We start from the raw sequence: 25,870 nt of genomic DNA on the forward strand, positions 1-25,870 counted from the left end.
TCACTCGGCGTCCGCCCGCTTTAACAACGGCCTGGGCTCGCCGACATAAGTCGGCGTTCCGCGCAGGATGCCCTGAAATCCCTCCAGTGGTTTTCCGAGTGCCAGCCCGCTTTTGCCGATCCCGTACTCCCGAATAGTGTCCTCGTGGCTTCCGGTCCGCTTCTTGATGACCGAAACGGCCCGCTTCATCCGCCCCATCGCCTCGAAATAGCGCAGCAAGATGACGGTATCGGCCAAGTAGGTCAGGTCCACGGGGGACTTCATCTCGCCGACAAGACCGTGCTGCGCCACGGTGAGGAAAGTGGTCGCCCCCTGCCGATTGAGATACTGCAATAATTCGTGGACGTGGAGAATCAGCGCATTCTCCTCGGGCATCGCGGCCTGATAGCCGTTGAGACTATCGACGACGACACTGGTCGCGCCAGCCTCGGCGACCCGATGGCGAACCCGGTGAGCGAACTCCCCCGGCGAAACTTCCGCCGCGTCGACCTGCTCGATGTGAAGTTTGCCCGCATCCTGCATGGCCTTCAGGTCGAAGCCCATCGCCTGTACGCGGTTGAACAACAGCCCAAGCTCTTCGTCGAAGATGAACATTGCGGCGGTCTCGCCGCGCTTGATGGCGGCGGCAACGAACTGGAGGGCAAAGAGGCTTTTTCCCGCCCCGGCTGGGCCAAGCACCAACGCGCTCGACCCTCGCTCGATGCCACCGCCCAGCAGGGCGTCGAGCTCCACGATGCCGCTGGTCAGCTTCTGGCCGAAGAAGCCGGTGCGATGCTCCGCCGCGACGAGCCGGGGAAACACCTCGACGCCGCCGGTCTTGATCGTGAAGTCGTGGTAGCCGCCGCGAAAGGCCTGTCCCCGGTATTTGGTGATACGCAGCCGGCGGCGCTCTGCGCCGTAATTCGGGGCGAGCTCTTCAAGACGGACGACGCCGTGGACAACACTGTGGACCGTCTTGTCCAGTGTATCGGAGGTCAGGTCATCGAGAAGCAGAACGGTGGCGCCGCGTCGCGCGAAATAATGTTTGAGAGCCAGGATCTGCCGTCGGTAGCGCAGCGAACTCTGGGCCAGCAAGCGAATCTCCGACAGGCTGTCCAGGACGATACGGCTGGGTTGTACCCGTTCGATCGCCTCGAAGATCATTTTCGTCGTTTCGCCCAGCTCGAGATCGGACGAGTAGAGAAGGCTCTGCTGGGCATCAGCGTCGAGCAGGCTTTCGGGGGGGACCAACTCGAAGATATCGATATCGTCGGGGATGACCCAGCCGTGCGAAGCCGCGCCGTCCCGCAGTTCGCCCTGCGTTTCCGACAATGTGATGTAGAGGCCTCGTTCTCCCGCCTCTACGCCTTCCAAAAGAAAGCTCAGCGCAATCGTCGTTTTGCCGGTGCCGGGATTGCCTTCCAGCAAGAAGACATGGCCCTCCGACAGACCGCCGGCCATGACGTCGTCGAGGCCGGCCACGCCCGTGCGGGCCTTTGCAGGGCGATCACTTCCTACTTCCATGAATATCCGAACCTTCAGGCACGCTGCGTCGCATAGGCGGATAGAATGAACTATAGAGTTTCTCAGCGTTTTCCATACCGGGGCGCAATTCATCGAACGCGCCAAACTTGGGGCGACCCTCCGCCTGGATCGCCTGTCGCGTTCAGGATCGCGATGGGGGGCGGCTGTCTCACACGCGCTTGAATTTCTATCCTTTATCCTTACGATCTCGCGCTGAGGCTGGGCATAAGATTCCGGCCGCGGAGACGCGTGCCGCCGACGGGGCGGCACTTGCATTTTGGGGAGCCATAAATGGACAGACGCGCATTCATCGGCGGTGCCGCCAAGGGCGCATTGGGTGCCGGTGTGGTTGGTGCGGGGGCCGCGACGCTGTCGGCGCCGGCCATCGCTCAGGAAAAGCCCAAGGTCAACTGGCGCTGCGTTTCGTCGTTTCCCAAGTCCGTCGACACGATCTTCGGCGCCTCGGAATTGCTGGTGCGCTATGTGAAGGAGGCGAGCGACGGCCAGTTCGACATTCAATTGTTCGCGGCTGGCGAAATCGTTCCTGGCGGACAGGTTCTCGACGCGGTGGAAAACGGCACCGTCCAGATGGGCCACACCGCCTCCTATTATTATGTCGGCAAGAACCCGGCCTTCGCCTTCGGCACCGCCGTGCCCTTCGGCCTCAACGCCCGCCAGCTCAACGCCTGGTTCTACGAGGGCGGCGGCAACGACTTGTTGAACGAATTCTATGCCAAGTCCAGCATTTACGCCTTGCCGGCGGGCAACACCGGTGCCCAGATGGGCGGCTGGTATCGCAAGGAAATCAACACGCTCGACGATCTGAAGGGGCTGAAGCTGCGGATCGCCGGCCTTGCCGGCAAGGTGGTGGAAAAGCTCGGCGTGGTTCCACAGCAGATCCCGGCGGGCGACATTTATTCGGCGCTGGAGCGCGGCACCCTCGACGCGGTCGAATTCGTCGGCCCCTATGACGACGAGCGGCTGGGCTTCCACAAGGTGGCCAAGTATTACTACTATCCGGCCTGGTGGGAGGGCGGCGCTGCACTCCACATGATGTTCAACCTCGAACAGTGGAACGCCCTGCCGAAGTCCTATCAGGCGATGCTGGAATCGGCCTGCCAGGCGATCAATTCCTCGATGCTCGCCTCATACGATTACCGCAATCCCGCCGCGCTCCGGCGACTCGTCTCCGAGGGCGCGCAATTGCGGCCATTCAGTCAGGAGATCATGAACGCGAGCTTCGAGGCGGCGAAAGCGGTTCATGACGAGATCTCGGCATCGAACGAGGACTACCGGACACTGCTCGAAAGCCAGAACGCCTTCAAGCGGGACGCCTATCTGTGGGCGCAGCTGTCGGAATACACGTTCGACACCTTCATGATGATCAAGCAGCGCGAAGGCGCACTCTGATCGGGCGACGCATCTTTGCGAAATCGTCAAGGCGCGGGACGACAAACCGTTCCGGGCCTTTTCTTTGACCGCTGCCCGCTCGACAAACCTATTGGAATGACGGCGGCTGTGACAGATCGACCGGTGCGGGTCCTTCGGTCGGCGGCGCGGGGGCGGTCGTGTCGGGCGCCGGCGCCGTTCCCGGGGCGGTGCCGGGCAGTCCGAGCGGCGGCAGGCCGAACGGGTCGTTGGTCTGACCGGCCCCCGAGGTGCCGCCGAGCGGCGGCAGGCTCATGCCGCCTTCGCCGCCGAAGGTGGGAATTTGCAGGCGGAACTCGGCCGGGTCCATCGGCGGCCTGACGTCCCCCTTGTACCGTGTGACCAGCCCCGGAAACGCCATGACGATGACGATCATCAGCGCGTTGATAAGGATGAACGGCAGCGCGCCCTTGTAGATCGCCGGGGTACTCACCCCGTCGATAGTGCGGCCGGAGACCTTGTCGAACCATGCGCCGGATGGCGCGATCGAGCGCAGATAGAACAGCGAGAAGCCGAAAGGGGGCGTCAGGAAGGAAGTCTGAAGGTTGATGCCGATCAGCACGCCGAACCAGATCAGGTCGATGCCGAGCGTCTCCGCAACGGGAGCGAGCAGGGGGATCAGGATGAAGGCGATCTCGAAGAAATCGAGGAAACAGCCGAGGATGAAGATGAGGATCGAGACGGCGATCAGGAAGCCGTATTCGTCGCCGGGGATCGCCAGCAGCAGCTCCTCGATCCAGATATTGCCGTTGATGCCGTAGAAGGTCAGACCGAAGACGCGCGCCCCGATCAGGATGAAGAGCACGAAGGCGGACAGCTTGGCGGTGGATTCCAGCGCCTGCGTCAGAACCTTGAGCGTCAGCCGGCCCTTGCTGAAGGCCATGACCAGTGCGCCGGTCGCCCCCATCGCGCCGCCCTCGGTCGGCGTGGCGATGCCGAGAAAGATGGTGCCGAGAACGAGAAAGATCAGCGCCAGCGGCGGGATCAGCACGATGACGACCTGCTGGGCCAGCCGCGACAACAGGCCAAGACCGAAAGCGCGATTCAACAACGCGACGGCGTAGGCGACGCCCACACCCGTGGTCATCGCCCAGACGTCACGGACTTCATCGCGAAAACCGGCAAAGACCGTGTACCAGGTCACCACGGTGATGATGGCCGCCGCGAGCAGTATGGCGATCAGCGACCGGACACCGCCACCGAGCGTGCGCGCCTCGGGCGGCAGCGCCGGCGCCGCATGCGGCCGCACGATCGTTACCGCGAAGGTGTAGAGAAGATACAGCCCGATCATCAGCAGCGCCGGATAGAGCGCGCCGACATACATGTCGCCGACCGAGCGGCCGAGCTGGTCGGCCATGACGATGAGGACCAGCGACGGCGGAACGATCTGCGCCAGTGTGCCGGAGGCGGCGATCGTGCCGGTCGCGAAGGACCGGTCGTAGCCGTAGCGCAGCATGATCGGCAGCGAGATCAGCCCCATGGCAATGACCGAGGCGGCGACGACACCGGTGGTGGCGGCCAACAGCGCGCCGACGAGGACCGCGGCGTAACCGAGGCCGCCGCGCACCGGGCCGAACAGCTGCCCGATCGTCTCCAGAAGATCCTCGGCCATGCGCGAACGTTCGAGGACCAATCCCATGAAGGTGAAGAACGGCACGGCCAACAGCGTGTCGTTCGACATGATCCCGAAAACCCGGTCGGGCTGCGCGCCGAGCAGGGTCCAGAACAGCGTGATCTGCGGCGACAGTTCGGAGAACTCGACACCGATGACGAAATAGAACAGGCCGCCCGCGGCGAGGGTGAAGGCGACGGGATAGCCGAGCAGCAGCATCGCCATGACGCTGACGAACATGATCGGCGCGAGGTTGTGGGCAATGAACTCAATCATGATGGCGTGGCCGCTGATCGTCGCGAGCGTCCTGAACTCCGGCGTCTTCCATCTCGAGCACGTCCTCGACAGCGGGCGGTAGATCGTGGTGTGGCGACGGTTCCTCGATCACGCCGCGAATGACGGCGATCCGCTTGATGATCTCGGAGAGCGCCTGGGCGAGAAGAAGGATGAAGCCTGCGAGAATCAGCGCCTTGGCCGGCCAGATGATCAGGCCGCCGGCATTCGCTGACACCTCCTGCTGGCGGTAGGAAAGCTGAACATAGGGAATGGCGAGGTAGACCATCAGCCCGGCGAAGGGCAGCAGGAACAGGATATGGCAGACGAGATCGATCCAGTCGCGCGTGCGCTTGGACAGATGCGCCGCGACGACATCAATGCGCACATGCTCGTTGACCTTGAGCGTCCAGGCCGCGGCCAGGAGAAAAACCGCCCCAAACAGGTACCATTGCAGTTCGAGCCAGGCGTTGGAGCTCATGTCGAACGCCTTGCGCATCACCGCATTGCCGGCGCTGACCAGGACGGCAACGAGGACGAGCCATGAAACGGCGCGCCCGAGGAAGGTTGTGACGCGATCGACACTGCGCGAAAATGACAAGAGCGCCGACATTCGGCCTGGCCTCCCCTGGTGCCCCCGGATGCTTCGGTCGCGTCCACGGTTCGAACGCGGCGAAGAACGCCATTTCATCCCGTTCTGGACAGCGCCGATGGCACCGCGATCCGCCAGTTTCGACCAGCGGTTCCCGCGTCGGGAAGTCGGTCGTGGTTAAGTAATTTCCAGGTCTTGTGCAAGGGTGCCAGCCACCTCGCGGCCTGCGTTATCTCCCGCCTGGCAGCCACAGTTATCGCCGCGAGGAACGGGATATTTGCGTGCGCCAGCCGGTTCGTCACCGGAACGTGAGGAAAAACCTTTGACCTCGGCCCCGTCGCGCCTCAAAACGGTAAGGAAGACAAAGCACTCGGATGGGCCGCAGCCGCGGCTCGCGTCTGGTTTGGGAGGACACTCGCTCGATGATCGATCGCACCATCTCGCTCGATGACAAATACGATCTTGCCGTTCCGAACGTTTTTCTGTCGGGGACGCAGGCGATCGTGCGTCTGGCGCTGATGCAGGCGGAGCGCGATCGGCTCGCCGGTCTCGACACGGCGGCCTACGTGACCGGCTATCGTGGTTCGCCGCTCGGCGGCCTCGACCAGCAGTTCGCTCGGGCGAAAGCATTGCTCGAGCGGCACAAGATCGTGTTCGAGCCAGGCTTGAACGAGGATCTGGCGGCAACGGCGCTGTGGGGCACGCAGCAGGCAGAAATCCGCGGCGAGGGCCGTCACGACGGCGTTTTCGGCATCTGGTACGGCAAGGGACCGGGCGTCGACCGGTCCGGCGATGCGTTCCGCCACGCCAATCTGGCAGGCACGTCGAGGAATGGCGGCGTTCTCGCGCTGATGGGCGACGATCACACCTGCGAATCCTCGACCACGGCGCATCAGTCGGAATTCGCCTTCGTCGACGCGATGATCCCGATCTTCAATCCGGCAGGCGTCCAGGAAATCCTCGACTACGGCCTTGTCGCCTTCGCCCTGTCGCGCTTTTCGGGCCTTTGGACGGCGATGAAATGCGTCAAGGACAACATCGAATCGACCGCGACGGTGCGCTCCGATTTCGATCGGGTCGCCGCTACTTTGCCCAAATTCGACATGCCGCCGGGTGGGCTCAACATTCGCCGCGCCGCCCATCCGCTGGAACAGGAGGCGCTGCTCCACGACTTCAAGCTGCCAGCCGCGCGCGCGTTCCTGGCCGCCAACGGTCTCGACCGGATCGCTCATTCGGGTGGGCGGAGCCCGAAGATAGGCATCCTGTCGCTGGGCAAATCCTGGCTCGACGTCGAGCAGGCGCTGTCGAGCCTGGGAATCGACGAGGTCGCGGCGGCGAATTTTGGCATCCGGCTCGGCAAGATCGGCGTTCCCTGGCCGCTCGACGCCGATTTTATTCGCCGTTTCGCCGACGGGCTCGATCAGGTGATCGTGGTGGAGGAAAAGCGCGGCCTGGTCGAGCCGCAGATCAAGGAAATCCTCTACGGTACGGCCGATGCGCCGGCGATCATCGGCAAGGCCGACGAGCAGGGCGCGACGCTGTTTTCGCCGAAAGCGTCGCTCGACGCGAACCACATCGCAGTGGCGATCGGCCGCCGGATCATGGCGCGAACACCGCAGGATCAGCTGGCGGCACGGGTCGCCGATCTAGAAACCTTGACGGCCACCTCCGGGACGATGCCCGAGATTGCTGTCCGCACGCCGTATTTCTGCGCCGGCTGTCCGCACAACACCTCGACGCGGATCCCGGAGGGTTCGCGCGCCTATGCCGGTATCGGCTGCAGCTACATGGCGCTGTGGATGGACCGCGGGACGGAAGGCTTCACCCAGATGGGCGGCGAGGGCGCCAACTGGGTCGGCGAGCACCACTTCTCGACCCGCGGCCACGTTTTCCAGAATCTCGGCGACGGCACCTACAATCATTCCGGCGCGCTGGCGCTACGAGCGGCGGCGGCCTCCGGCGCCAACGTCACCTACAAGATTCTCTACAACGACGCCGTCGCGATGACCGGCGGGCAGCCGCATGAGGGCGGGCTCACCGTCGCGGCGATCGCCGCGCAGGTGACCGGCGAGGGCGCCAAGAAGCTTGCAATCGTCTCCGATGATCCCGACAAGCACCGGGGCGATCCGCGGCTGCCGGCGAGCGCGACGATCCACCATCGCTCCGAACTCGATACGGTGCAGCGCGATCTGGCCGCGACCGACGGGCTGACGGTGCTGATCTACGACCAGACCTGCGCCGCCGAAAAGCGCCGCCGCCGCAAGCGCGGCAAGTTTCCCGATCCGGACAAGCGGGTCGTCATCAACGAGCGGGTCTGCGAGGGCTGCGGCGATTGTGGCGTCCAGTCCAATTGCGTCGCGGTGACGGCGGTCGAAACCGAGTTCGGCCGCAAACGGCAGATCGATCAGTCGGCCTGCAACAAGGATTTCTCCTGCCTTGAGGGGGTCTGCCCGTCCTTCGTGACGGTGCATGGCGGCGCGTTGAAGAAGGGCGAACGTCGCAGGACCGCCGCGCCGGACGTGCCGGAGCCCGTCCTCGCCGAACTCGATCGATCGATGGGGGTGATCATCACCGGCGTCGGCGGCACCGGGGTCGTCACCATCGGCGCCATCATCGGCATGGCGGCGCATCTCGACGGCAAGGGCGCCGGCATCATCGACATGGCCGGGCTGGCGCAAAAGGGCGGGGCAGTGATGAGCCATGTGCGAATCGCGCCGACCCCGGATGACGTCAAGTCGATCCGGATCGCAGCCGGAGACGCACGACTGATCATCGGCTGCGACATGGTGACGGCCGCGTCCGCCAAGGTCCGCTCGGCGGTCAGCCGGGGCAAGACCGATGTGGTCGTCAACAGCCACGAGACGCTGTCCGGCGAATTCACCCACAACGTCGATTTCTCGTTTCCGACGCGGCGGCTGTTGACGGCCTTGAGCGAGGCGGCCGGCGCTGAGCGCACCCATGTGGCGGATGCCGAGAAGATCGCTGTCACGCTGTTCGGCGACGCCATCTACGCCAACATGCTCATGCTGGGTCTGGCCTGGCAGACCGGCGCGCTGCCGGTTTCGCGCGCCGCGATCCGGCGGGCGCTGGAGATGAACGGCGTCGCTGTGGAAGCCAATCTCGATGCGTTCGAATGGGGGCGGGCGATCGCCCACGATCCGGCGAACCTGCCCGCGATCGAGGGCGAGCAGGGGGCGGCGACCGCGCTCGACCATCGCCGGGTATCGGAAACCCTGGACGAAGCGATCGCGCGGCGGGCCAAGGATCTCGCGGCCTATCAGAATGATGCCTATGCCGAGCATTACCGAAACCGCGTCGCTGCAATCCGGGCCGCCGAGGCGAAGATCGCGCCCGGCCGCAACGATCTGGCGGAGGCGGCGGCACGGCAACTCTACCGGTTGATGGCCGCCAAAGACGAATACGAGGTGGCGCGGCTTTACACCGATGGGAGCTTCGCCGCGCAGCTCGGCGAGCGTTTCTCCGGATACGACCGGCTGGAGTTCCATCTGGCGCCGCCGATCATGGGAGAGGACGGCCCGAAGGGGCGGCCGAAAAAACGCGCTTTTGGCCCATGGATGATGACCGGGTTCAAACTGCTGGCGGCAATGAAGCGGCTGCGCGGCACGCCGCTCGATCCCTTCCGCTGGTCGGCCGAGCGCAAGGCCGAGCGGGACGAGAAGGCGCTTTACGAGGCGAGCCTCGAGCGCATTCTTGCGGGGCTGCAACCGGGTAATTACGACGCCGCAGTAGAACTGGCCCGCTGGCCCGAGACGCTGAAGGGGTTTGGAATCGTCCGCCGCGGCTTCGCCGAGCGGGCCCAAACGCGGCGCAAGGAGGCCGAGGCGGCCTTTGCCGGCGCGCTGTACGTGGCGGAGGCGGCGGAGTAGGGGGCGGGCGAGCATATCCGCGATGTGCTGGTCCACCCGCCCTATCAGATCGCGTCGGTCTCGCCGGCGCCAGCCTCGAGCATCCCGTCCATCTCGGTTGCCGAAGCTGCGGATTCGAGGCCGGCGAAACGGCCCTCGGCGATGATTTCGCGCATGCAATCGCGGACCGCCGCATGGGTCACGCGGGCGAGTGTCGAGCCCAGCGAAATGCGCCGGACGCCGAGTGCGGCGAATTCGGCGACGGACAGGCGGCGCAGCGGTCCGGCGGCGAGCGCGTTGACCGGCTTCGACACGGCGCCGAGCACCCGGCGTAGTTCGTCGACACCCGGCGGCACCGGCACATAAAGGAGATCGGCGCCCGCCGTCTCGAAGGCCTTTACGCGGCGGATCGCCTCATCGAGGTCGTAACTGCCGTTCATCACACCGTCGGCACGGGCGCACAGGACGAAGGGACGGCCCAGCGCGGAGACGGTCGAGGCCGCGGCGCGGATGCGGTCGACGGCGAGGTCGAACGGATAAGCGGGGTTTCCCGGTGCCATCCGCGTATCCTCGATGGAGCCGCCCGACAGCCCGCCCTCGGCAGCCAGTCGAATCGTCTGGGCGACGTCGTCCGGATCATCCGCGAAGCCGTTTTCCAGATCGCCCGAGACCGGCAGACCAGTCGCCGCGACGATCGTTTCGGCATGGGCGAGTGCTTCGTCGCGCGTCACATGGCCCATGTCGGGTCGGCCGAGTGTGAAGGCGAAACCGGCCGACGTGGTGGCGAGCGCCTTGGCGCCTGCGGCGGCCATCACGCGGGCCGAACCGGCATCCCAAGGATTGGGTATGACGAAACAGCCCGCCTGATGGAGATCCTGGAAGGCCTGATGTCGGCGGGACAAGGACGTCATGCGAGTGCCCATTACCATTTCGAGGTGTGTCAGGCTCACGTCGAGGCAGTCTGCATCCGGCGCACTTTCGCGTTAGAGCCAGGGAAACCTATGCCGAGGCGAGATGACTGTCGACCGCATTTCCGGAGGACCGGGCTGCTACGGGGACGGGTGTGGGGCGGCGGCGCGCGTCTCAAGTTGAGATGATTTTAACCAAATGCCCCCAATGTAGAGGCGAGACTGTGGAACCTTCACGTACAGACATGGGTTTATGTGAAGTAACCAATCAAACCCGCCCCCTAGGGGAAAGGTATAACGATGGCCGAGTTGAAGAGGACGCTGACAAACCGATGCCGCCAAGCGGAAGTGGCGCGGCACTTGCGGAATCTACCCACCTTTGTGGTGACGGAAGGAATTCCTGCGTCCTTGCACGAGAAGCTGCAGCGGCTTGACGCAGCAGAAGCGGCGATGCGGCGAGGTTGCGGTAACGCCCGCTAGGGCAATTCGATTAAGGTTAGGAGTGCCCGTCGTCATCGGCGGGCACTAGTCGTTTCGATATCCCGGCGCAGTCGCCTAACAAAGCACTGCGTTGTGAGGTTATTTCCGTGACGGTTGCACCAGATTCGCCAAGCTTCGTATAGAAGCCGCATGGACAAGCAGCCTCCCAAGCCGAAACCGGTCACGCCCGAATGGCTGTTCCGGGCGGCGGCGCATTATCTCGAACGCTATGCTTCGACCACGGCAAATCTGCGCCGGGTGCTGGAGCGCAAGGTGATGCGGCGTTGCCATGCGCTTGGCGAGGAGCCCGCCGACTATGGCGATCTCATCGACACGACTGTTGCCCGTTTCATCGAGTTGAAACTTGTCGACGACCAGGCGTTCGCGGAGGCGCGCCTGGCGAGCTTGCGCCGGCGCGGGACCTCGAAGCGCATGGTGGCTGCGAAGCTTTCGGAAAAGGGCGTCGGCCGCGACCTCGTCGAGATGCTGCTGGCCAAGGACGAAACCAGCGAACGCGACGCGGCTGCAGCCTACGCGAAGCGGCGGCGGCTCGGCCCACACCGTCTGCGTGAGCGCGCCGAACGGCGCGACCGTGACGTGGCGGCGATGGTGCGGGCCGGATTCGGTTTTTCCGACGCCGCGGCGGTGATCGACGGCGACGGCGGCGGGCGATAGCGCGCCGGCCACCGAGCCAGCCGGAGAAGGATGCGCGCCTCCCATCTCCTTGGTCCGCGAATGAGGTCAAGCACGGCGCCGAACGCGGCGCGTGACCGGAATTCGGTTGGCGGCCAACCGAATTGCAGCCGCTTTCACATGGTCGCATCGCTGGAATGAGGCGTCCGTGTGGCATTGCCAGTTCCGCGCAATATCGTGTATGTGCCGAAGAAACAGGACGACAAGGGAGCTGCCACGTGGCCGAACTGCCGAATTACGACACCACCAATCCGGCCGATATGGACTATCCCGAGCATGAGCGGACCTACGCTCTGTTTCTCTCCATGTTCAAATGGGGCACGATCGGCACGGTCGCCATTCTCGTCGGCATGACTGTGGGCTTGATGATGGGCGGCGGGTTTCTCGGCGGTATCCTGAGCTTTGTCGTGCTTCTGGCGATCGCCTATTTCGTCGCCTGATAGGCGGCCTGCCGGCGGGAGAGACGGCAGGAATTTCGTGGCCATGCCAAGCGTGGCCATCAGATGAATCCGATGGTCGCTACCGATTTTCGGATAAGATCGCCGGACAGAATCATCCAGTGATTCGATATGAAACGCCCTTTGCGCATCCGGATGGACGCAGGGCGCTAAAAGTTTGAGGGGGAGGCGTTCCAAGTTGAAATTGTTCGTGCCAATGGAACGCGACGACGGGGAATCCCGGGTCGCGGCGTCGCCCGATACCGTGAAGAAACTGACGGGTCTGGGTGCCAACGTCACCGTGGAAGCGGGGGCCGGGGAGCGCTCGCGTGTCACCGACGATGCTTTCAAGGCGGCGGGCGCCGCGATCGGCACGTCGAAGGACGCTTCCGATGCCGACATCATTCTCAAGGTGCGCCGGCCCTCGCCCGAGGAGCTAAAGACCTATAAGTCTGGCGCGGCGGTTATCGCGACGATGGACCCCTATGGTCGCGACGAGGAAGTCAAGGCGATGGCCGATGCCGGCATTCTCGCCTTCGCCATGGAATTCATGCCGCGCATCACCCGCGCGCAGTCGATGGACGTGCTGTCGTCCCAGGCCAATCTCGCCGGATACCAGGCCGTGATCGACGCGGCCTACGAATTCGACCGTGCGTTTCCGATGATGATGACCGCGGCCGGGACCGTTCCCGCCGCGCGCGTCTTCGTCATGGGCGCTGGCGTTGCCGGTCTCCAGGCGATCGCCACGGCCAAGCGTCTCGGCGCCGCGGTGACGGCCACGGATGTGCGGCCCGCGGCCAAGGAACAGGTGGAATCGCTCGGCGGCAAGTTCATCGCGGTCGAGGACGAGGAGTTCAAGGCGGCGGAGACAGCCGGCGGTTACGCCAAGGAGATGTCGAAAGAGTATCAGGCCAAGCAGGCCGAACTCGTCGCATCGCACATCGCCAAACAGGACATCGTCATCACCACCGCGCTGATTCCCGGCCGGCCGGCGCCTCGGCTGGTCTCCAAGGCGATGGTCGAATCGATGAAGCCGGGCTCGATTGTGGTCGACCTCGCCGTCGAGCGCGGTGGCAATGTCGAGGGCGCCGAGGCCGGCAAGGTCGTGCAGATGGGGCCGGCGAAGATTGTCGGCCATCTCAACGTTCCGGGCCGGATCGCGGCCAGTGCGTCGCTGCTCTACGCCAAGAACCTTTCGAGTTTCCTCGAGACGATGATCGACAAGGAAACCAAGGCGCTGAAGATCGATTTCGAGGATCCGCTGGTGCAGGCGACGCTGCTGACACGCGACGGCAAGGTAGTGCATCCGAACTTCGCCAAGGAGCCGGCCGCCGGTTCCGGCGATAACGGCGCGGCCGAGACGGCCAAGGGAGAGGCGTGATGGAAAACGAGACCATTCGCAACACGCTGCAGCAGCTGAACGAGGCTGGTGCCGCCATTCGCGAGGCACGCTCCGGCGTCGAGGGACTGATGGGTTCGGGCATCACCGAAGCGGTGGGCGCGGCGACCGGAATCGACCCCTTCGTCTTCCATCTGGCGATCTTCGTGCTGGCGATCTTCGTCGGCTACTACGTCGTCTGGTCGGTGACACCGGCGCTGCACACGCCGTTGATGTCGGTGACCAACGCCATCTCCTCGGTGATCATCGTGGGCGCACTTCTGGCCGTCGGCATCTCGGCGTCGGGAATGGCGACAACCTTCGGCTTCATCGGGCTGGTTCTGGCTTCGGTGAACATCTTCGGCGGCTTCCTCGTCACCCAGCGCATGCTGGCAATGTACAAGAAAAAAGAGAAGTGAGGCGGTAGCAGATCATGTCCGAGAATTTTGCCGCCTTCCTTTATCTCGTCTCCGGCGTCCTGTTCATCCTCGCGCTGAGGGGCCTGTCGCACCCGACCACCAGCCGCCAGGGCAATCTTTACGGCATGGTGGGTATGGGGATCGCCATCCTCACCACGCTGCTGTTGGCCGGCCCGTCCTTCGGTGGGCTGGTGCTGATCGTCCTCGGCATCGCCATTGGCGGTGGCGTCGGCGCGGTGACCGCCAAGCGCATCCCGATGACGGCGATGCCGCAGCTCGTCGCAGCCTTCCACAGCCTCGTCGGCTTGGCGGCCGTGATGGTCGCCGCCGCGGCGCTCTACGCGCCGGAAGCGATCGGCATCGGCACGGTCGGCGATATCCACGCCCAGGCGCTAGTGGAAATGTCGATCGGCGTCGCCATCGGCGCCGTCACCTTCACCGGCTCGGTCATCGCCTTCCTGAAGCTCGACGGACGCATGAGCGGCAAACCGATCATGTTGCCGCAACGCCATCTCATCAACATCGCTCTCGGCGTTGCGCTGGTCGTGCTGGTGGTGGCCTTCGCGATCACCCAGAGCTATCTCCTGTTCTGGCTCATCGTCATCGTCGCGCTGGTGCTAGGCGTATTGCTGATCGTCCCGATTGGCGGCGCCGACATGCCTGTCGTCGTCTCGATGCTGAACTCCTATTCGGGTTGGGCGGCCGCCGGCATCGGCTTCACGCTGCAGAATCTGGCGTTGATCATTACCGGTGCGCTGGTGGGATCATCCGGCGCGATCCTCTCCTACATCATGTGCAAGGGCATGAACCGGTCCTTCATTTCGGTCATTCTCGGTGGCTTCGGCGGCGAGAGCGGGCCGTCGGGCGCCGACGATCTCGGCGATCGCACGGTCAAGCAGGGCTCGGCCGAAGACGCGGCATATCTGATGAAGAACGCCGGCCGGGTCATCATCGTGCCGGGCTACGGCATGGCGGTGGCGCAGGCTCAGCACGCGCTGCGCGAGATGGTCGACAAGCTCAAGGACGAGGGCGTCGATGTGAAATACGCCATTCATCCGGTGGCGGGTCGCATGCCGGGGCACATGAACGTGCTCCTGGCCGAGGCCAACGTGCCCTATGACGACGTGTTCGAGCTCGAGGACATCAACTCGGAGTTCGCCCAGACCGACGTCGCCTTCGTTATCGGCGCCAACGACGTGACCAACCCGTCGGCGCGCGACGACAAGGCCTCGCCGATCTACGGCATGCCGATCCTCAACGTCGACCAGGCGAAGACTTGCCTGTTCATCAAGCGTTCGCTGGCGTCGGGCTATGCCGGCATCGACAATACGTTGTTCTACAAGGACAACACGATGATGCTGTTCTCCGACGCCAAGAAGATGGTCGAGGACATCGTCAAGGCGCTTGCCGACTGACCAAGACGTTGATCCGCCGGGGCATCGCCCCTGCTGTTTCGCTTTCATGAAAAAGGCCTGCCGGGTGTGGCAGGCCTTTTTCGTTTCGGCCGGGACCTTTGCCGCGGCGACCGGGTCTTATTTCGACTGCGGCTCGACAGGGACGACAACGGCGGCCGGCGGCGTGGCCACGGCAACGGCCGGCGCGAGCGTGAACTTCGCTACGCCGAGGGCTGCGTTGATGCCTTCCTGGGCCTGCAAGCTCACCGGCTGCAGCGAGAAGCTGTCGTTATTGCCGCCGACCAGGACACTGGTACCGCCGCCGACAACGACGGACGCGTCAGCCGTCGCACCGACATAAGTACCAGCCAAGCTGTTCGGCGTGTATGGGGTACCGTCCGCGGAGACGACCGCCCAGGTCATCACGGTGCGGCCAGTAACGCCGACGTCAAGGCCGAACTTGTCGAGCGTCGCCGCATAGAGTTCAGGCGCGCCGCCCTCAGCGGGCGTGAATTCGCAGACGAGGTTGTCGGTCGAGCCGACAATGAAGCCGGTCGAGCCGTCGCTGTTGCAGCCAAGCACGCCGACCTTGGTTTCAGCGGACGCGCCGGAGGCGAGCAGCGGGGTCGTGGCGACGGCGGCGGCAAGCGCCAGCGAGGATAAAATGGTCTTCATGGGACGGTCCTTTCGTGGGTTGTCCACTTTCGGGGGAGAAAGTCATGGTGCGTCGCGAAGTTCCCCTCCGCCGCGTTTCTTTTCAGCCGAGACCCAGGCGCGGCGTACCGACGATGCGCCCGGCGGCGGCATGCCTGCGCTTGCCTGGCGGGCGAAAATCATGGTCTCCTAAAGGAAGAATAAGCGAGAGCGCCGCGATGAATGAAAAGCAGGAGAAGCCGGCGGCGGCTAAACGCCAAGCCGTAATTGTCATCCATGGCATGGGCGAGCAGCGCCCGATGGCCACGCTGCGGTCCTTCGTCGAGGCGGTGCTGGGCTCCGATGCAAAGCAAGCGGACGGAAAATCCGCATTCTGGATCGTGCCGGATTCGCGCACCGGCTCCGCCGAGCTCGCCCGCATCACCACGCCCGCGGATGCAAACGGCGTTCGCACCGACTTCTACGAGTTCTACTGGGCCGACATCATGCAGGGCACGACGCTGCAGCATCTGCGGGCTTGGATCTTCGGTCTGCTATTGCGCTGGCCGCATCATGTGCCGCGCGATGTGTGGTGGGCATGGCTTTGGTTGTGGACCGGCACGCTGGTCGCCGTCGCTCTGGCGGCCGGCGGGCTTTTCGGATTGATCGATTCGGGCCCGGCCGAGGCGGCTCCGGAGGTGGTCTCGCCGTTGTGGCCGGCGGCCGTCGGAATCGCCGTCGCACTGCTTGCGGCCGGCGTGTTGCTGTATTTTCTATGGGAACGTCTGTCCGGCGAACCAAGGGCGACGGAGCTGTCCTACCACTTCGCCGGCGGCGCAGCCGTGCTCGTCTTCGCCGGCATCGCCTTTCTACTTCCATGGCAATCCATCCTGACCTTGAGCGTCGGTATGCTCGTGTTGTCGACGGTGATCGGCGTTCTCGTCCACCAACTCGTCGTGCCTTATCTTGGCGACGTCGCCCGTTATGTGCGAACCGAACCCGACACGGTGGGAAAACGCAGAGATATACGCGAGCGGGGGCTGGCGCTGCTCAGAGCGCTGCACCGCGAGGCCCCGCCGGCGACGCCGAAGGAAGGCGAGGGCGCGGATGCGACAGACGACGATGGCGCCGAGACCGAACGCTATGAACGCATCGTCGTCGTCGGCCACAGCCTCGGGGCCATCATCGCCTACGATCTGCTGCGGCTGTTCTGGCTGGAAGCCGGTCCGAACCGGGACCACCCGATGGGATTGCAGGTCCACGAGGCATTCGACGCCCTCGTTGCTTTCCTCGAAACAGAACCGGATTTGCACGATGAGCGCGAGCTCTCGGTCTACCGGAATTTTCAGCGCGCGGTTTCGCGCGCCATGGCGGCCGAGCGGACGAAAGTTTTGCCGGGCGCTCCGGTGGACCCCGGAAAGGGGCCGCTGTTCTGGCGTATCAGCGATCTGGTAACCCTCGGTAACCCGCTGACCCACGCCGAGTTCCTGCTCGCCCGCGATGTCGATCGCCTTGCGCGACTCGTCGAGGAGCGGCAGATCGCGACGTCGCCGCCACTGCCCGTCGAGGGACGCGATTTCCGCTACCGACTGGATGATCACCGCCTGCATGTGTTGCGTGAGATCGAACAGCCTCTCGGCCTTCCCCATCACGCCGCCATGTTCGCGGCGACGCGCTGGACGAATATCTACGACCGCCACTCCAAGGTGCTGCTGGGTGACATCGTGTCAGGACCGGTCCAGAACGAACCGGCGACCACCGTTCTGTCCGAGATGGATGCGGCGGTGGAGCCGGGCATGGGGCTCGGGATCCGCGATCGCCATGTCCGGATTCGCCGGCGCAAGCCCTTAATTCCGGGGTTGGGACGGCTTTTTACGCACACGCTCTACTGGGATTGCGAGGCGGAAGGAATACTGGTTTGCGGCGACATCGGCCCGGCCTATCGCGCCGCCAGTCCGCACCCAAGGCAGCACGTCGCGGTCTTGCGGGAGGCGATGGCCTTGGACGAACCGCTGGTCGCTGAGCCGCCTGTTCTTCGGTCCGCGCCGCTGCGGCACGCGGAGGTGTAGCGCTTCGTCCGAGCGGTTCCAGTCTCGCTCAGGCGCCGCCTCTGGTGCGCGCCATGCCGTCCTTGGCCGGCTGGTATTTCGGATCGAGCTGCGCGGCGCGGGAATAGGACTTTAAGGCCCGCCCACGATCGCCTTTGCGTTCGTAGACCAGCGCCTGGTTGGTCCAGTACTCGGCCTTCTTGTCGTCAAGCTTCAGCGCCGCATTGAAATCGGTGAAGGCGTTTTCCTCGTCGCCGAGCGCGAGATAGGAGACGCCGCGCCCGGAATAAGGCTCGGGCGCTGTGGCCTGCAACGAAATCGCCGTCGAAAAATCCTCGATCGCCTGTTTGTGCTGGCCGTCGATCTGATAGAGCAGGCCGCGGTTATGATAGGCGCGCGGGTCGGTCGTGTTCAGGTCGATCGCCCGCTGGAAATCGATGAGCGCCTCACGATTGCGGCCGGCGACCCGGTAGACGTTGCCGCGTCCGATATAGGCCGAATCGTAGTTCGGATTGATCTGAAGTGCGGCGCTGTAGTCCTGGACAGCCTTAGACGGCTGGTTGGTCTGGCGGTAGACGAGCGCGCGGTTGGCGTAGGCCTGATAGAAATTCGGGTCGAGCTGGAGGGCGGTCGTGAAGTCCTGGATGGCCGCGTCGTATTTCCCGGCGCGGCCATAGGCCGTACCCCGCACGTTGAGGGCTTCCGGATCGCGGGGATTGGCGCTGACGGTCTGGGTCAGCGAAGCGATGTTCTGGTCGAGCCCCTGATTTTGATCGAGAGCGATCGCTGTGACGGCCGGTCCGTCCGATGTTGACTGGCACGCAGCGAGAACCGTCATCAGGCCGAGCACCGCAGCGGTGCGCAAAGTCGTTTGCGCGACACGCCCCCCCGGTTCGATGGCCGTGGGGCGTGTAATCGGACCGCGTGCGAACGCACGGGTGACAAGGCTCAGAGGCTGCAGCATCGATGAATTGTTCCCTCGAGAGACGAATCAGGCGGGGCCGTCGTCCACATGACCAGCTCGGACCGCATGGGCCGGATCGATCTTATGGACTCTTGCGGACTCATACGCAAAGAGGCGGCAGGCTCGCGCCCCGACCGCCTCCGTTACAACCTCAAATCGCCGAAAGAATGGCGGGCCAAAGCCCTTTATTGGCTGCGGCCGCCGCTCATCAGACCTTCACGCTGGGCCTGCTTGCGCGCCAGCTTGCGGGCGCGGCGGACGGCCTCGGCCTTTTCCCGGGCCCGCTTCTCAGAGGGTTTCTCGAAGAAATTGCGCATTTTCATTTCGCGAAAGATGCCCTCGCGCTGCATTTTCTTCTTGAGGGCGCGAAGGGCTTGGTCGACGTTGTTGTCGCGGACAGATACCTGCACTGGATGTTCCGTTTCTGGCGTGTGGCGGGCTGTGGTTTGCAGAACAGATCGAAGATTACAACGAACAATGCTTCGAATTCGGCAGCCCCTTAGCAGATTGGGCGACTACTGTCGAGATGTGGCGAAACGTGGCTGAGGTCCGGCCTCGGAGGCTCTCAAGGCGCGCATCCGGGGCGCTGAGCGATGGAACCTTGCTATCGCGGCGCGGTTTCCAGCGCGATCGATGATAGGGTCGACGACGACGGTCACTTGACTGCACGTCCGGAAAAAAAGTTGCGAGCGAAAGGCGGTTGAACGACATGAACGAAATCAGGCGGGAAAGATCAGCGGTCGTCGCGACGGACGGCCGCAGGCGGATATCCTGGGGCGCGATTATCGCCGGTGCGCTGTTGGCACTAGCCATCCAGTTCATGTTGGGGTTGCTCGGGCTTGGCATCGGGCTCGCGACGATCGATCCGCAAGGCGCGGAGAGCTTCGATCCCAACAGCTTTGCGTCCGTCGGGGGTTTATGGACCATTGCCGTCGTGTTGATCGGCCTGTTCGTCGGCGCCTATGCTGCCGGTCGGCTTTCGGGCAGCCTTACGCGGATCGATGCCATCCTCCACGGCGTTGTCACCTGGGCGACGTCGACGCTTTTCGTGGTCTTTCTTCTGACCACAGGCGCTTCGGCTGTGGTCGGCGCCGCTTTTGGGGTGATCGGCGGCTCGATCCAGGGTCTGTCGGCGGCGGCCGCAACGGTTGCTCCCGAAACGACTTCTACGTTGCGGCGAGACGCAGAAGAAGCATTGCGGCGCGGTGGCGGAGCATCGCGACCGCCCGCCGACTCGGCTGACGAGGCGGATGTGCCGGTGATCGGCGAGACTCAGCCGGTGCCCGTCGAGCAGGATTCGGCCGCAACCTCCATTGGGACCGTACTCGCCGGGCTCGGCGAACAGGCAACGCCCCAGCAGCGCCAGGCAGCCAGCCAAGCGATCGCGCGCCAGGCCGGAATCTCCCAACAGGAGGCCCAGCAGCGGCTGCAGCAACTCCAGCAGGCCTATGACAGTGCCAAGCGTGAGGCCCGCGTCGCCGCCGATGCCGCAGCCCGCGCGGTGACCGCCGCCTCGTTCGCGGCATTCGTCGCACTGGCTCTCGGTCTGACCGTTGGCGCGCTCGGAGGTCTCGTAGGGCGCCCCAGAGGATTGCCTGTCGCCGGCCGGGTCTGATCGGGGAACGCAGTTCGAAGAGTGGAAGCAGGCGGGCGCGGGCTGCCGTGCCTGCTTCGACCGTGCGTCACCGGTTGTCGCGATTCGAGCATGGTGACGCCCCATCCGCGATAAACATCGATGGCGATGCGATGACCGCTGACGATCCGGGGTCGGGGCAGGTTGCCGGAGGCGGCGGCGGGGCGCTACACCAGAGCGAGCCATCGTCGAACGACACCAGGTTTTAGGACGCGAGGCGCAGGATGCGGAAATTTTCGGCCTTTGCCATTGCACGCGAGGCGATACGCGGTCATTCCGGCTGGGGCGAGCAGTGGGCATCGCCCGAACCGCGCCGCCAGTATGAGGTGGTCATCGTCGGGGCGGGCGGGCATGGCCTCGCCACCGCCTACTACCTTGCCAAGGAGCACGGCATCACCGACGTCGCGGTGATCGAAAAGGGCTGGCTCGGCGGCGGCAACACCGGCCGCAACACCACGATCATCCGCTCCAACTATCTCTACGACGAATCGGCGGCGCTCTACGACCATGCGGTGAAGCTTTGGGAAGGGCTGAGCCAGGACCTCAATTACAACGTCATGTTTTCCCCGCGCGGCGTCCTGATGCTGTCGCACAACGTCCACGACGTGCAGGTCGCCAAGCGCCACGTCCATTCCAACCGCCTCAATGGCGTCGACAACGAGTGGCTGACGCCGGAAGCGTGCAAGGCCTATTGCCCGCCGCTGAACATCTCCAAGGACACCCGCTATCCGGTGGTCGGCGGCGCGCTGCAGAGGCGTGGCGGCACGGCCCGCCACGATGCGGTCGCCTGGGGTTATGCCCGGGCGGCGTCGGCGCGCGGTATCCACGTCATCCAGAATACCGCCGTCACCGGCATAAGGCGCGGCGCCGACGGGTCTGTGGCCGGCGTCGAGACGACGCGCGGCTTCATCGGCGCGAAGAAGATCGGCGTCGTCGCGGCCGGCAACACCTCGGTGGTCATGGACATGGCCGGCGTCCGGATGCCGATCGAGAGCTTTCCGCTGCAGGCGCTGGTCTCGGAACCGGTCAAGCCGTGTTTTCCCTGCGTGGTCATGTCGAACACCGTCCACGCCTATGTCTCCCAGTCGGACAAGGGCGAACTCGTCATCGGCGCCGGCACCGACCAATATCCCTCCTATTCGCAGACCGGCAGCCTGCACATCCTCAACCACACGGTCGACGCGATTTCGGAGATGTTTCCGATGTTCCGCCGCATGCGCATGCTGCGCTCCTGGGGTGGTATCGTCGACGTGACGCCCGACCGCTCGCCGATCCTGTCGAAGACGCCGGTCAAGGGGCTTTACGTGAATTGCGGGTGGGGCACCGGCGGCTTCAAGGCGACGCCCGGTTCCGGCCACGTCTTCGCCCACACCATCGCCCGTGACGAGCCGCACAGGATCAACGCCGCCTTCAGCCTCGATCGCTTTGAGACGGGCCGCTTCATCGACGAGGCGGCGGCGGCCGCCGTCGCGCACTGACCGCAGGGATCGTTTCCATGCTTTTGATCCATTGCCCCTACTGCGACGACGACAGGCCGGAACTCGAATTCCGCCACGCCGGCGAGGCGCACATCGCGCGACCGGCCGCGGATGGGGAACCGGGACGCGCCGTTGCCGACGCGCTCTATTTGCGCACCAACAATCGCGGCGTGGTGTTCGAGCGCTGGCGCCATGTCCATGGCTGCGGACGCTTCTTCAACGCCGCACGGCACTCGGTGTCGGACAAGTTCCTGGCGTTCTACGAAACCGGCGCGCCGAAACCGGATCTTGGAAATGAGGTCGATCTGCCGCAAGACCCGCGCGGCGCCGGGGCGACGCCGGCAACGGTGGGTTTCGATCCGGCTCTGTCGAACGCCGGGGAGGAAGGGTGATGAGCCGCTTCCGCCTTGCCGAGCATGGCCGCCTCAACAGCGCCCGCCGCATCCCGTTCCGCTTCGACGGCGAGCGCTATGTGGGGCTGGAGGGTGACACGCTCGCCTCTGCGCTGTTGGCAAACGGCGTTCACCTCACCGGCCGCTCGTTCAAATATCATCGGCCGCGCGGCATCCTGGGTTCCGGGCCGGAAGAGCCGAACGCGCTTGTCGAGATCCGCCGCGACGATGCTCGCCGCCAGCCCAATATCCGCGCGACGATGCAGCCGCTCTATGACGGGCTCGACGCTGTCAGCCAAAACCGCTGGCCCTCGCTCGGCTTCGACATCGGCGGCGCCAACGGGATGTTCTCGCGCTTCCTGACGGCCGGCTTCTACTACAAGACCTTCATGTGGCCGAAGGCTTTCTGGCACCGGGTCTATGAGCCCTATATCCGGGCCGCGGCCGGCCTCGGGCGCGCGCCCGAAAAGCCTGACCCCGAGCACTACGCTAATCGTTTCGCGCATGTGGATGTGCTCGTCGCGGGGGGTGGATCGGCAGGCCTTGCCGCTGCGCTGGCGGCCGGCGAGGCGGGCGCGAGCGTGCTCCTGTGCGACGAGGGCACGGCCTTTGGCGGCTGGTTGAAGGCCGAGAGCAACGTGACCATCGAGGGTATCCCGGCGATGGATTGGGTCGACGGCATCGTCGCTCGGCTCGCCGGCATGGCCAATGTCCGCTTGATGCCGCGCACGACGGCCTTCGGCTACTACAACCACAACATGCTGGCGCTGGCCGAGCAGGTCACCGATCATTTGTCCGAGCCCGACCCGGCGCTGCCGCGCGAGCGGCTGTGGCAGGTGCGGGCGAAGAAGGTGGTGCTGGCGACGGGCTCGATCGAGCGGCCGCTGGTGTTTCCCGACAACGACCGGCCGGGCGTCATGCTGGCCGGGGCGGCGCGGCTCTATCTCAATCATTTCGGCGTCACGCCGGGCCGGCGCGTCGCGGTGTTCACCGCCCATGACGCGGCCTATGCGGCGGCGATCGATCTGAAGCGGGCGGGCGTCGCCGTTCCCGTCATCGTCGATTTGCGCGCCGAGCCGCCCGCCGACATCACCGCCGAGGCACGGGCGCTCGGGATCGAGGTTCTCGCCGGCTACGAGGTCAAGTCCGTGCGCGGCACCCGGCGCATCAGCGGCTTCACGGTCGAGGAACTGCGCTCCGGCCAGGACAATCGTCGCTTTGATTGCGACGCGCTGCTCATGTCCGGCGGCTATACGCCGTCGGTGCATCTGTTCTCCCAATCGCGCGGCAAGCTCGCCTTCGATCCCGCCCTCCAGGCCTACGTTCCGGCCGAGGCGGCCGAGGACTGTATCAGCGTGGGCGCCGCGGCGGGCGACTTCGATCTGGCGAAGACGATCGGTTCGGCCCGCAGCGCTGGCCGCGTCGCGGCGACCGGCAAGGCTGGTAAATCCCAGCCGGTCGCGGTGGAAGGGGCCGCGCCCTTCGGGGGCGGCATGGCGGGTGCGACGCCAGCCGCTGGCTCCGGCAAATTCGTCAAGGCCTTCATCGACTTCCAGAACGACGTGACGGCCAAGGACATCCGCTTCGCCGTCGCCGAGGGCTTCCGCTCGGTCGAGCATATCAAGCGCTTCACCACCACCGGCATGGCGACCGATCAGGGCAAGACGTCGAACATCCACGGTATCGGTGTCGCCGCCGAGGCGCTGAGCCGGCCGATGCCGGAGGTCGGGCTGACCACGTTTCGCGCGCCGTTCACACCGGTCACCTTCGGAACCATCGCCGGCTTCGCCAAGGGGCCGCTGTTCGATCCGACCCGGAAGACGCCGATCCACGACAGCGCCGAGGCCGAAGGGGCGGTGTTCGAGGATGTCAGCCTGTGGAAGCGGGCCTGGTATTTCCCGAAAGGCGCCGACATGCACGCCGCCGTCGGCCGCGAATGCCGGACGGTGCGCGAGGCGGCCGGCCTTTTCGATGCATCGACCTTGGGCAAGATCGAGGTAGTCGGGCCGGACGCGGCGAAATTCCTCGACGTGATCTATGCGACGCCGCTGGCGAGCCTTGCCGTCGGCAAGTGCCGCTATGCGATCATGCTGAACGAGGCCGGCTTCATCATCGACGACGGCATCGTCGCCAGGATCGGCGACGACCGTTATCACGTGACTACGACAACCGGTGGCGCGCCGCGCGTGCTCGAGCTGATGGAGGATTACCGGCAGACCGAGTTCCCCGATCTCGCCGTCTGGACCACTTCGGTCACCGAGCAATGGGCGGTGATCGCCGTGCAGGGGCCGAAGGCACGCGAGATCGTCGCGCCCTTCGTCGAGGGGCTGGACATCGCAGCGGACGCGTTCAAACACATGTCGGTGGCCGAATGCACATTCATGGGCGTTGCCTGCCGGTTGTTCCGCGTCTCCTTCACCGGCGAGGCCGGCTACGAGATCAACGTGCCGGCCGATTACGGCCGCACTGTCTGGGACCGGCTGCGCGAACATGGCCGCGGCCTTGGCGCCGAGCCTTACGGCACTGAGGCTATGCACGTACTCAGGGCCGAAAAGGGCTATATCATCGTCGGCCAGGAAACCGACGGCACGGTGACGCCGGCCGATGCCGGCCTTGCCTGGGCGGTATCGAAAAAGAAGACGGACTTCGTCGGCAAGCGCGGGCTGGAGCGGTCCGATCTCGTGGCCTCCGGCCGCAAGCAACTCGTCGGCCTCAAGACCGCGAACCCGCTGACCGTTCTGGAGGAGGGCGCGCAGATCGTCGCCGATCCGAACGAGGCCGTGCCGATGACGATGCTCGGCCATGTCACCTCGGCCTATCACTCCGACGCGGTGGGACGTTCGATCGCGCTGGCGCTGGTCAAGGACGGACGCAACTTGATTGGTCGCACGCTGTATGTTCCGATGCCAAAAGAGACGATCGCCGTCGAGGTGACGGACACGGTGTTCTTCGATCCGGAAGGGGAGCGGCTGCATGGCTGAGCGCAAGACGGCATCGAAGAAGCCGACCAGGGCGGCGGCCAGGAAAAGCGTCCCGTCGACCGGCGAAACGGGCCGGCCCGCTGCTACAATGGCCGGAACCAACCTGCCGCGCATGTCGCCGCTGGACGGGCGCTATGCGAGCGGGCCGGGCGTGACGCTGACGCCGCTCGCCCCGCGCCAACGCATCAGCCTGCGCGCCGACGCGCAATCGCTAGAGGCGGTGGAGGCCAAGCTCGGCCTGGCGCTGCCGATGCGGCCGAAGACCAGCACCTCGGAGGGCGACATTTCGGCGCTCTGGATCGGCCCCGACGAATGGCTGATGGTCTCGAACGACGACGCGGGGGGAGCCGAATCGCTGCCGGCAAGGCTTGCGGGCGTCCCTGGCATCTCGGCCGTGGACGTGTCGCACCGCAATGTCGCGATCGCGGTCGAGGGACCGGCGGCCGAGGCGGTGATCGCGGCCGGCTGCCCGCAGGACATTCGGCTTGGTGGTTTCCCGGTCGGGGCGGCGAGCCGGACGATCCTCTCGAAAGCCGAGATCGTCCTGTGGCGGACCGGTGAGCAGCGCTTCGAGGTCGAATGCTGGCGAAGTTTTGCCGATTATGTCTGGACCTTCCTGGCCGAGGCGGCACGCTCGCCGGCTGTTTGATCGCAAAGGCAGCACACGGCGGGACCAGGATATAAAAACGCCGCGTGTCCTGAAGAACACGCGGCGCGGTCATTGATGGTCAAGCGTTCGGCTTGGCGTGGCCCGTCTT

The 25,870-nt window shown here is 64.9% G+C and carries 20 protein-coding genes; 13 read left to right on the forward strand and 7 right to left on the reverse strand.

The genetic code is table 11. The features are described from left to right. Nucleotides 1-1,503, reverse strand: coding sequence for an ATPase domain-containing protein (locus ING15_RS14840; RefSeq protein ID WP_206455613.1), 1,503 nt, complete (start codon nucleotides 1,501-1,503; stop codon nucleotides 1-3). A gap of 291 nt (nucleotides 1,504-1,794) precedes the next feature. Here ING15_RS14840 and ING15_RS14845 point away from each other — a divergent pair, with 291 nt between their 5' ends. Further along, nucleotides 1,795-2,913, forward strand: a complete 1,119-nt coding sequence (locus ING15_RS14845; protein WP_206455614.1) for a TRAP transporter substrate-binding protein — start codon at nucleotides 1,795-1,797, stop codon at nucleotides 2,911-2,913. A gap of 88 nt (nucleotides 2,914-3,001) precedes the next feature. Here ING15_RS14845 and ING15_RS14850 read toward each other — a convergent pair whose 3' ends face one another. Together ING15_RS14850 and ING15_RS14855 are read right to left on the reverse strand one after the other, a co-directional pair. Continuing rightward, entirely contained in the window at nucleotides 3,002-4,819 is a 1,818-nt protein-coding gene (locus ING15_RS14850) for a TRAP transporter large permease (protein WP_206455615.1), read from the reverse strand. Then, nucleotides 4,812-5,429, reverse strand: a complete 618-nt coding sequence (locus ING15_RS14855) for a TRAP transporter small permease subunit (protein WP_206455616.1) — start codon at nucleotides 5,427-5,429, stop codon at nucleotides 4,812-4,814. Before ING15_RS14855 ends, ING15_RS14850 begins: the two co-directional genes overlap by 8 nt. A 401-nt stretch (nucleotides 5,430-5,830) precedes the next feature. On the opposite strand from ING15_RS14855, the gene ING15_RS14860 reads away from it, so the two are divergent. Further along, nucleotides 5,831-9,295: an indolepyruvate ferredoxin oxidoreductase family protein gene (locus tag ING15_RS14860; protein ID WP_206455617.1), complete on the forward strand. Its 3,465-nt coding sequence runs from the start codon at nucleotides 5,831-5,833 to the stop codon at nucleotides 9,293-9,295. A 44-nt stretch (nucleotides 9,296-9,339) separates the two neighbouring features. Here the strand turns inward: ING15_RS14860 and ING15_RS14865 are convergent, their stop codons facing one another. Next, a complete protein-coding gene (locus tag ING15_RS14865; protein ID WP_206455618.1) occupies nucleotides 9,340-10,185 on the reverse strand; it encodes an isocitrate lyase/PEP mutase family protein in 846 nt (281 codons plus the stop codon). 627 nt (nucleotides 10,186-10,812) lie between these two features. Here ING15_RS14865 and ING15_RS14870 point away from each other — a divergent pair. The 5 genes from ING15_RS14870 (at nucleotide 10,813) to ING15_RS14890 (ending at nucleotide 15,004) form a co-directional block, all read left to right on the forward strand. After that, nucleotides 10,813-11,337 carry a regulatory protein RecX gene (locus tag ING15_RS14870; RefSeq protein WP_206455619.1) on the forward strand — a complete coding sequence of 175 codons (525 nt, stop codon included), beginning with the start codon at nucleotides 10,813-10,815 and terminating at the stop codon, nucleotides 11,335-11,337. A 236-nt stretch (nucleotides 11,338-11,573) separates the two neighbouring features. Beyond that, nucleotides 11,574-11,795 carry an aa3-type cytochrome c oxidase subunit IV gene (locus ING15_RS19540; protein ID WP_332873837.1) on the forward strand — a complete coding sequence of 74 codons (222 nt, stop codon included), beginning with the start codon at nucleotides 11,574-11,576 and terminating at the stop codon, nucleotides 11,793-11,795. Between the two features lie 214 nt (nucleotides 11,796-12,009). Beyond that, nucleotides 12,010-13,173, forward strand: a complete 1,164-nt coding sequence (locus ING15_RS14880) for a Re/Si-specific NAD(P)(+) transhydrogenase subunit alpha (protein WP_206455637.1) — start codon at nucleotides 12,010-12,012, stop codon at nucleotides 13,171-13,173. Continuing rightward, nucleotides 13,173-13,589, forward strand: a complete 417-nt coding sequence (locus ING15_RS14885; protein WP_206455621.1) for a proton-translocating transhydrogenase family protein — start codon at nucleotides 13,173-13,175, stop codon at nucleotides 13,587-13,589. Before ING15_RS14880 ends, ING15_RS14885 begins: the two co-directional genes overlap by 1 nt. A 14-nt stretch (nucleotides 13,590-13,603) precedes the next feature. Then, a complete protein-coding gene (locus tag ING15_RS14890) occupies nucleotides 13,604-15,004 on the forward strand; it encodes an NAD(P)(+) transhydrogenase (Re/Si-specific) subunit beta (protein WP_206455622.1) in 1,401 nt (466 codons plus the stop codon). A gap of 117 nt (nucleotides 15,005-15,121) precedes the next feature. Here ING15_RS14890 and ING15_RS14895 read toward each other — a convergent pair whose 3' ends face one another. Further along, on the reverse strand, nucleotides 15,122-15,658 hold the full coding sequence (locus ING15_RS14895) for a DUF992 domain-containing protein (protein ID WP_206455623.1): 537 nt from the start codon (nucleotides 15,656-15,658) through the stop codon (nucleotides 15,122-15,124). A 197-nt stretch (nucleotides 15,659-15,855) separates the two neighbouring features. Between ING15_RS14895 and ING15_RS14900 the strand changes: the two genes are divergently transcribed. Beyond that, entirely contained in the window at nucleotides 15,856-17,685 is a 1,830-nt protein-coding gene (locus ING15_RS14900) for a hypothetical protein (RefSeq protein WP_206455624.1), read from the forward strand. Nucleotides 17,686-17,713: 28 nt separating this feature from the next. Here ING15_RS14900 and ING15_RS14905 read toward each other — a convergent pair whose 3' ends face one another. Both ING15_RS14905 and rpsU read right to left on the reverse strand, forming a co-directional pair. After that, the gene (locus tag ING15_RS14905) at nucleotides 17,714-18,628 is read right to left on the reverse strand and encodes a tetratricopeptide repeat protein (RefSeq protein ID WP_206455625.1); all 915 of its coding nucleotides are present in this window, start codon (nucleotides 18,626-18,628) and stop codon (nucleotides 17,714-17,716) included. A gap of 185 nt (nucleotides 18,629-18,813) precedes the next feature. Further along, entirely contained in the window at nucleotides 18,814-19,038 is a 225-nt protein-coding gene (rpsU, locus tag ING15_RS19545; protein ID WP_206455626.1) for a 30S ribosomal protein S21, read from the reverse strand. Nucleotides 19,039-19,337: 299 nt separating this feature from the next. Here rpsU and ING15_RS14915 point away from each other — a divergent pair, with 299 nt between their 5' ends. From ING15_RS14915 to ING15_RS14935, 5 genes are all read left to right on the forward strand, one after another. Next, entirely contained in the window at nucleotides 19,338-20,243 is a 906-nt protein-coding gene (locus tag ING15_RS14915; protein WP_206455627.1) for a hypothetical protein, read from the forward strand. Nucleotides 20,244-20,485: 242 nt separating this feature from the next. Then, on the forward strand, nucleotides 20,486-21,739 hold the full coding sequence (locus ING15_RS14920) for a sarcosine oxidase subunit beta family protein (RefSeq protein WP_206455628.1): 1,254 nt from the start codon (nucleotides 20,486-20,488) through the stop codon (nucleotides 21,737-21,739). 17 nt (nucleotides 21,740-21,756) lie between these two features. After that, entirely contained in the window at nucleotides 21,757-22,131 is a 375-nt protein-coding gene (locus ING15_RS14925; RefSeq protein ID WP_206455629.1) for a sarcosine oxidase subunit delta, read from the forward strand. Continuing rightward, nucleotides 22,131-25,112 (forward strand): sarcosine oxidase subunit alpha family protein, encoded by a 2,982-nt coding sequence (locus ING15_RS14930; protein ID WP_206455630.1) that lies wholly within the window; start codon nucleotides 22,131-22,133, stop codon nucleotides 25,110-25,112. The genes ING15_RS14925 and ING15_RS14930 overlap by 1 nt, the downstream gene beginning before the upstream one ends. Before the next feature lie 88 nt (nucleotides 25,113-25,200). Beyond that, entirely contained in the window at nucleotides 25,201-25,761 is a 561-nt protein-coding gene (locus ING15_RS14935) for a sarcosine oxidase subunit gamma (protein ID WP_206455638.1), read from the forward strand. Nucleotides 25,762-25,870 lie beyond the last annotated feature (109 nt).

This window comes from Aurantimonas marina, from assembly GCF_017183135.1.
In the GTDB taxonomy this organism is placed as follows: Bacteria; Pseudomonadota; Alphaproteobacteria; order Rhizobiales; family Rhizobiaceae; genus Aurantimonas; species Aurantimonas marina.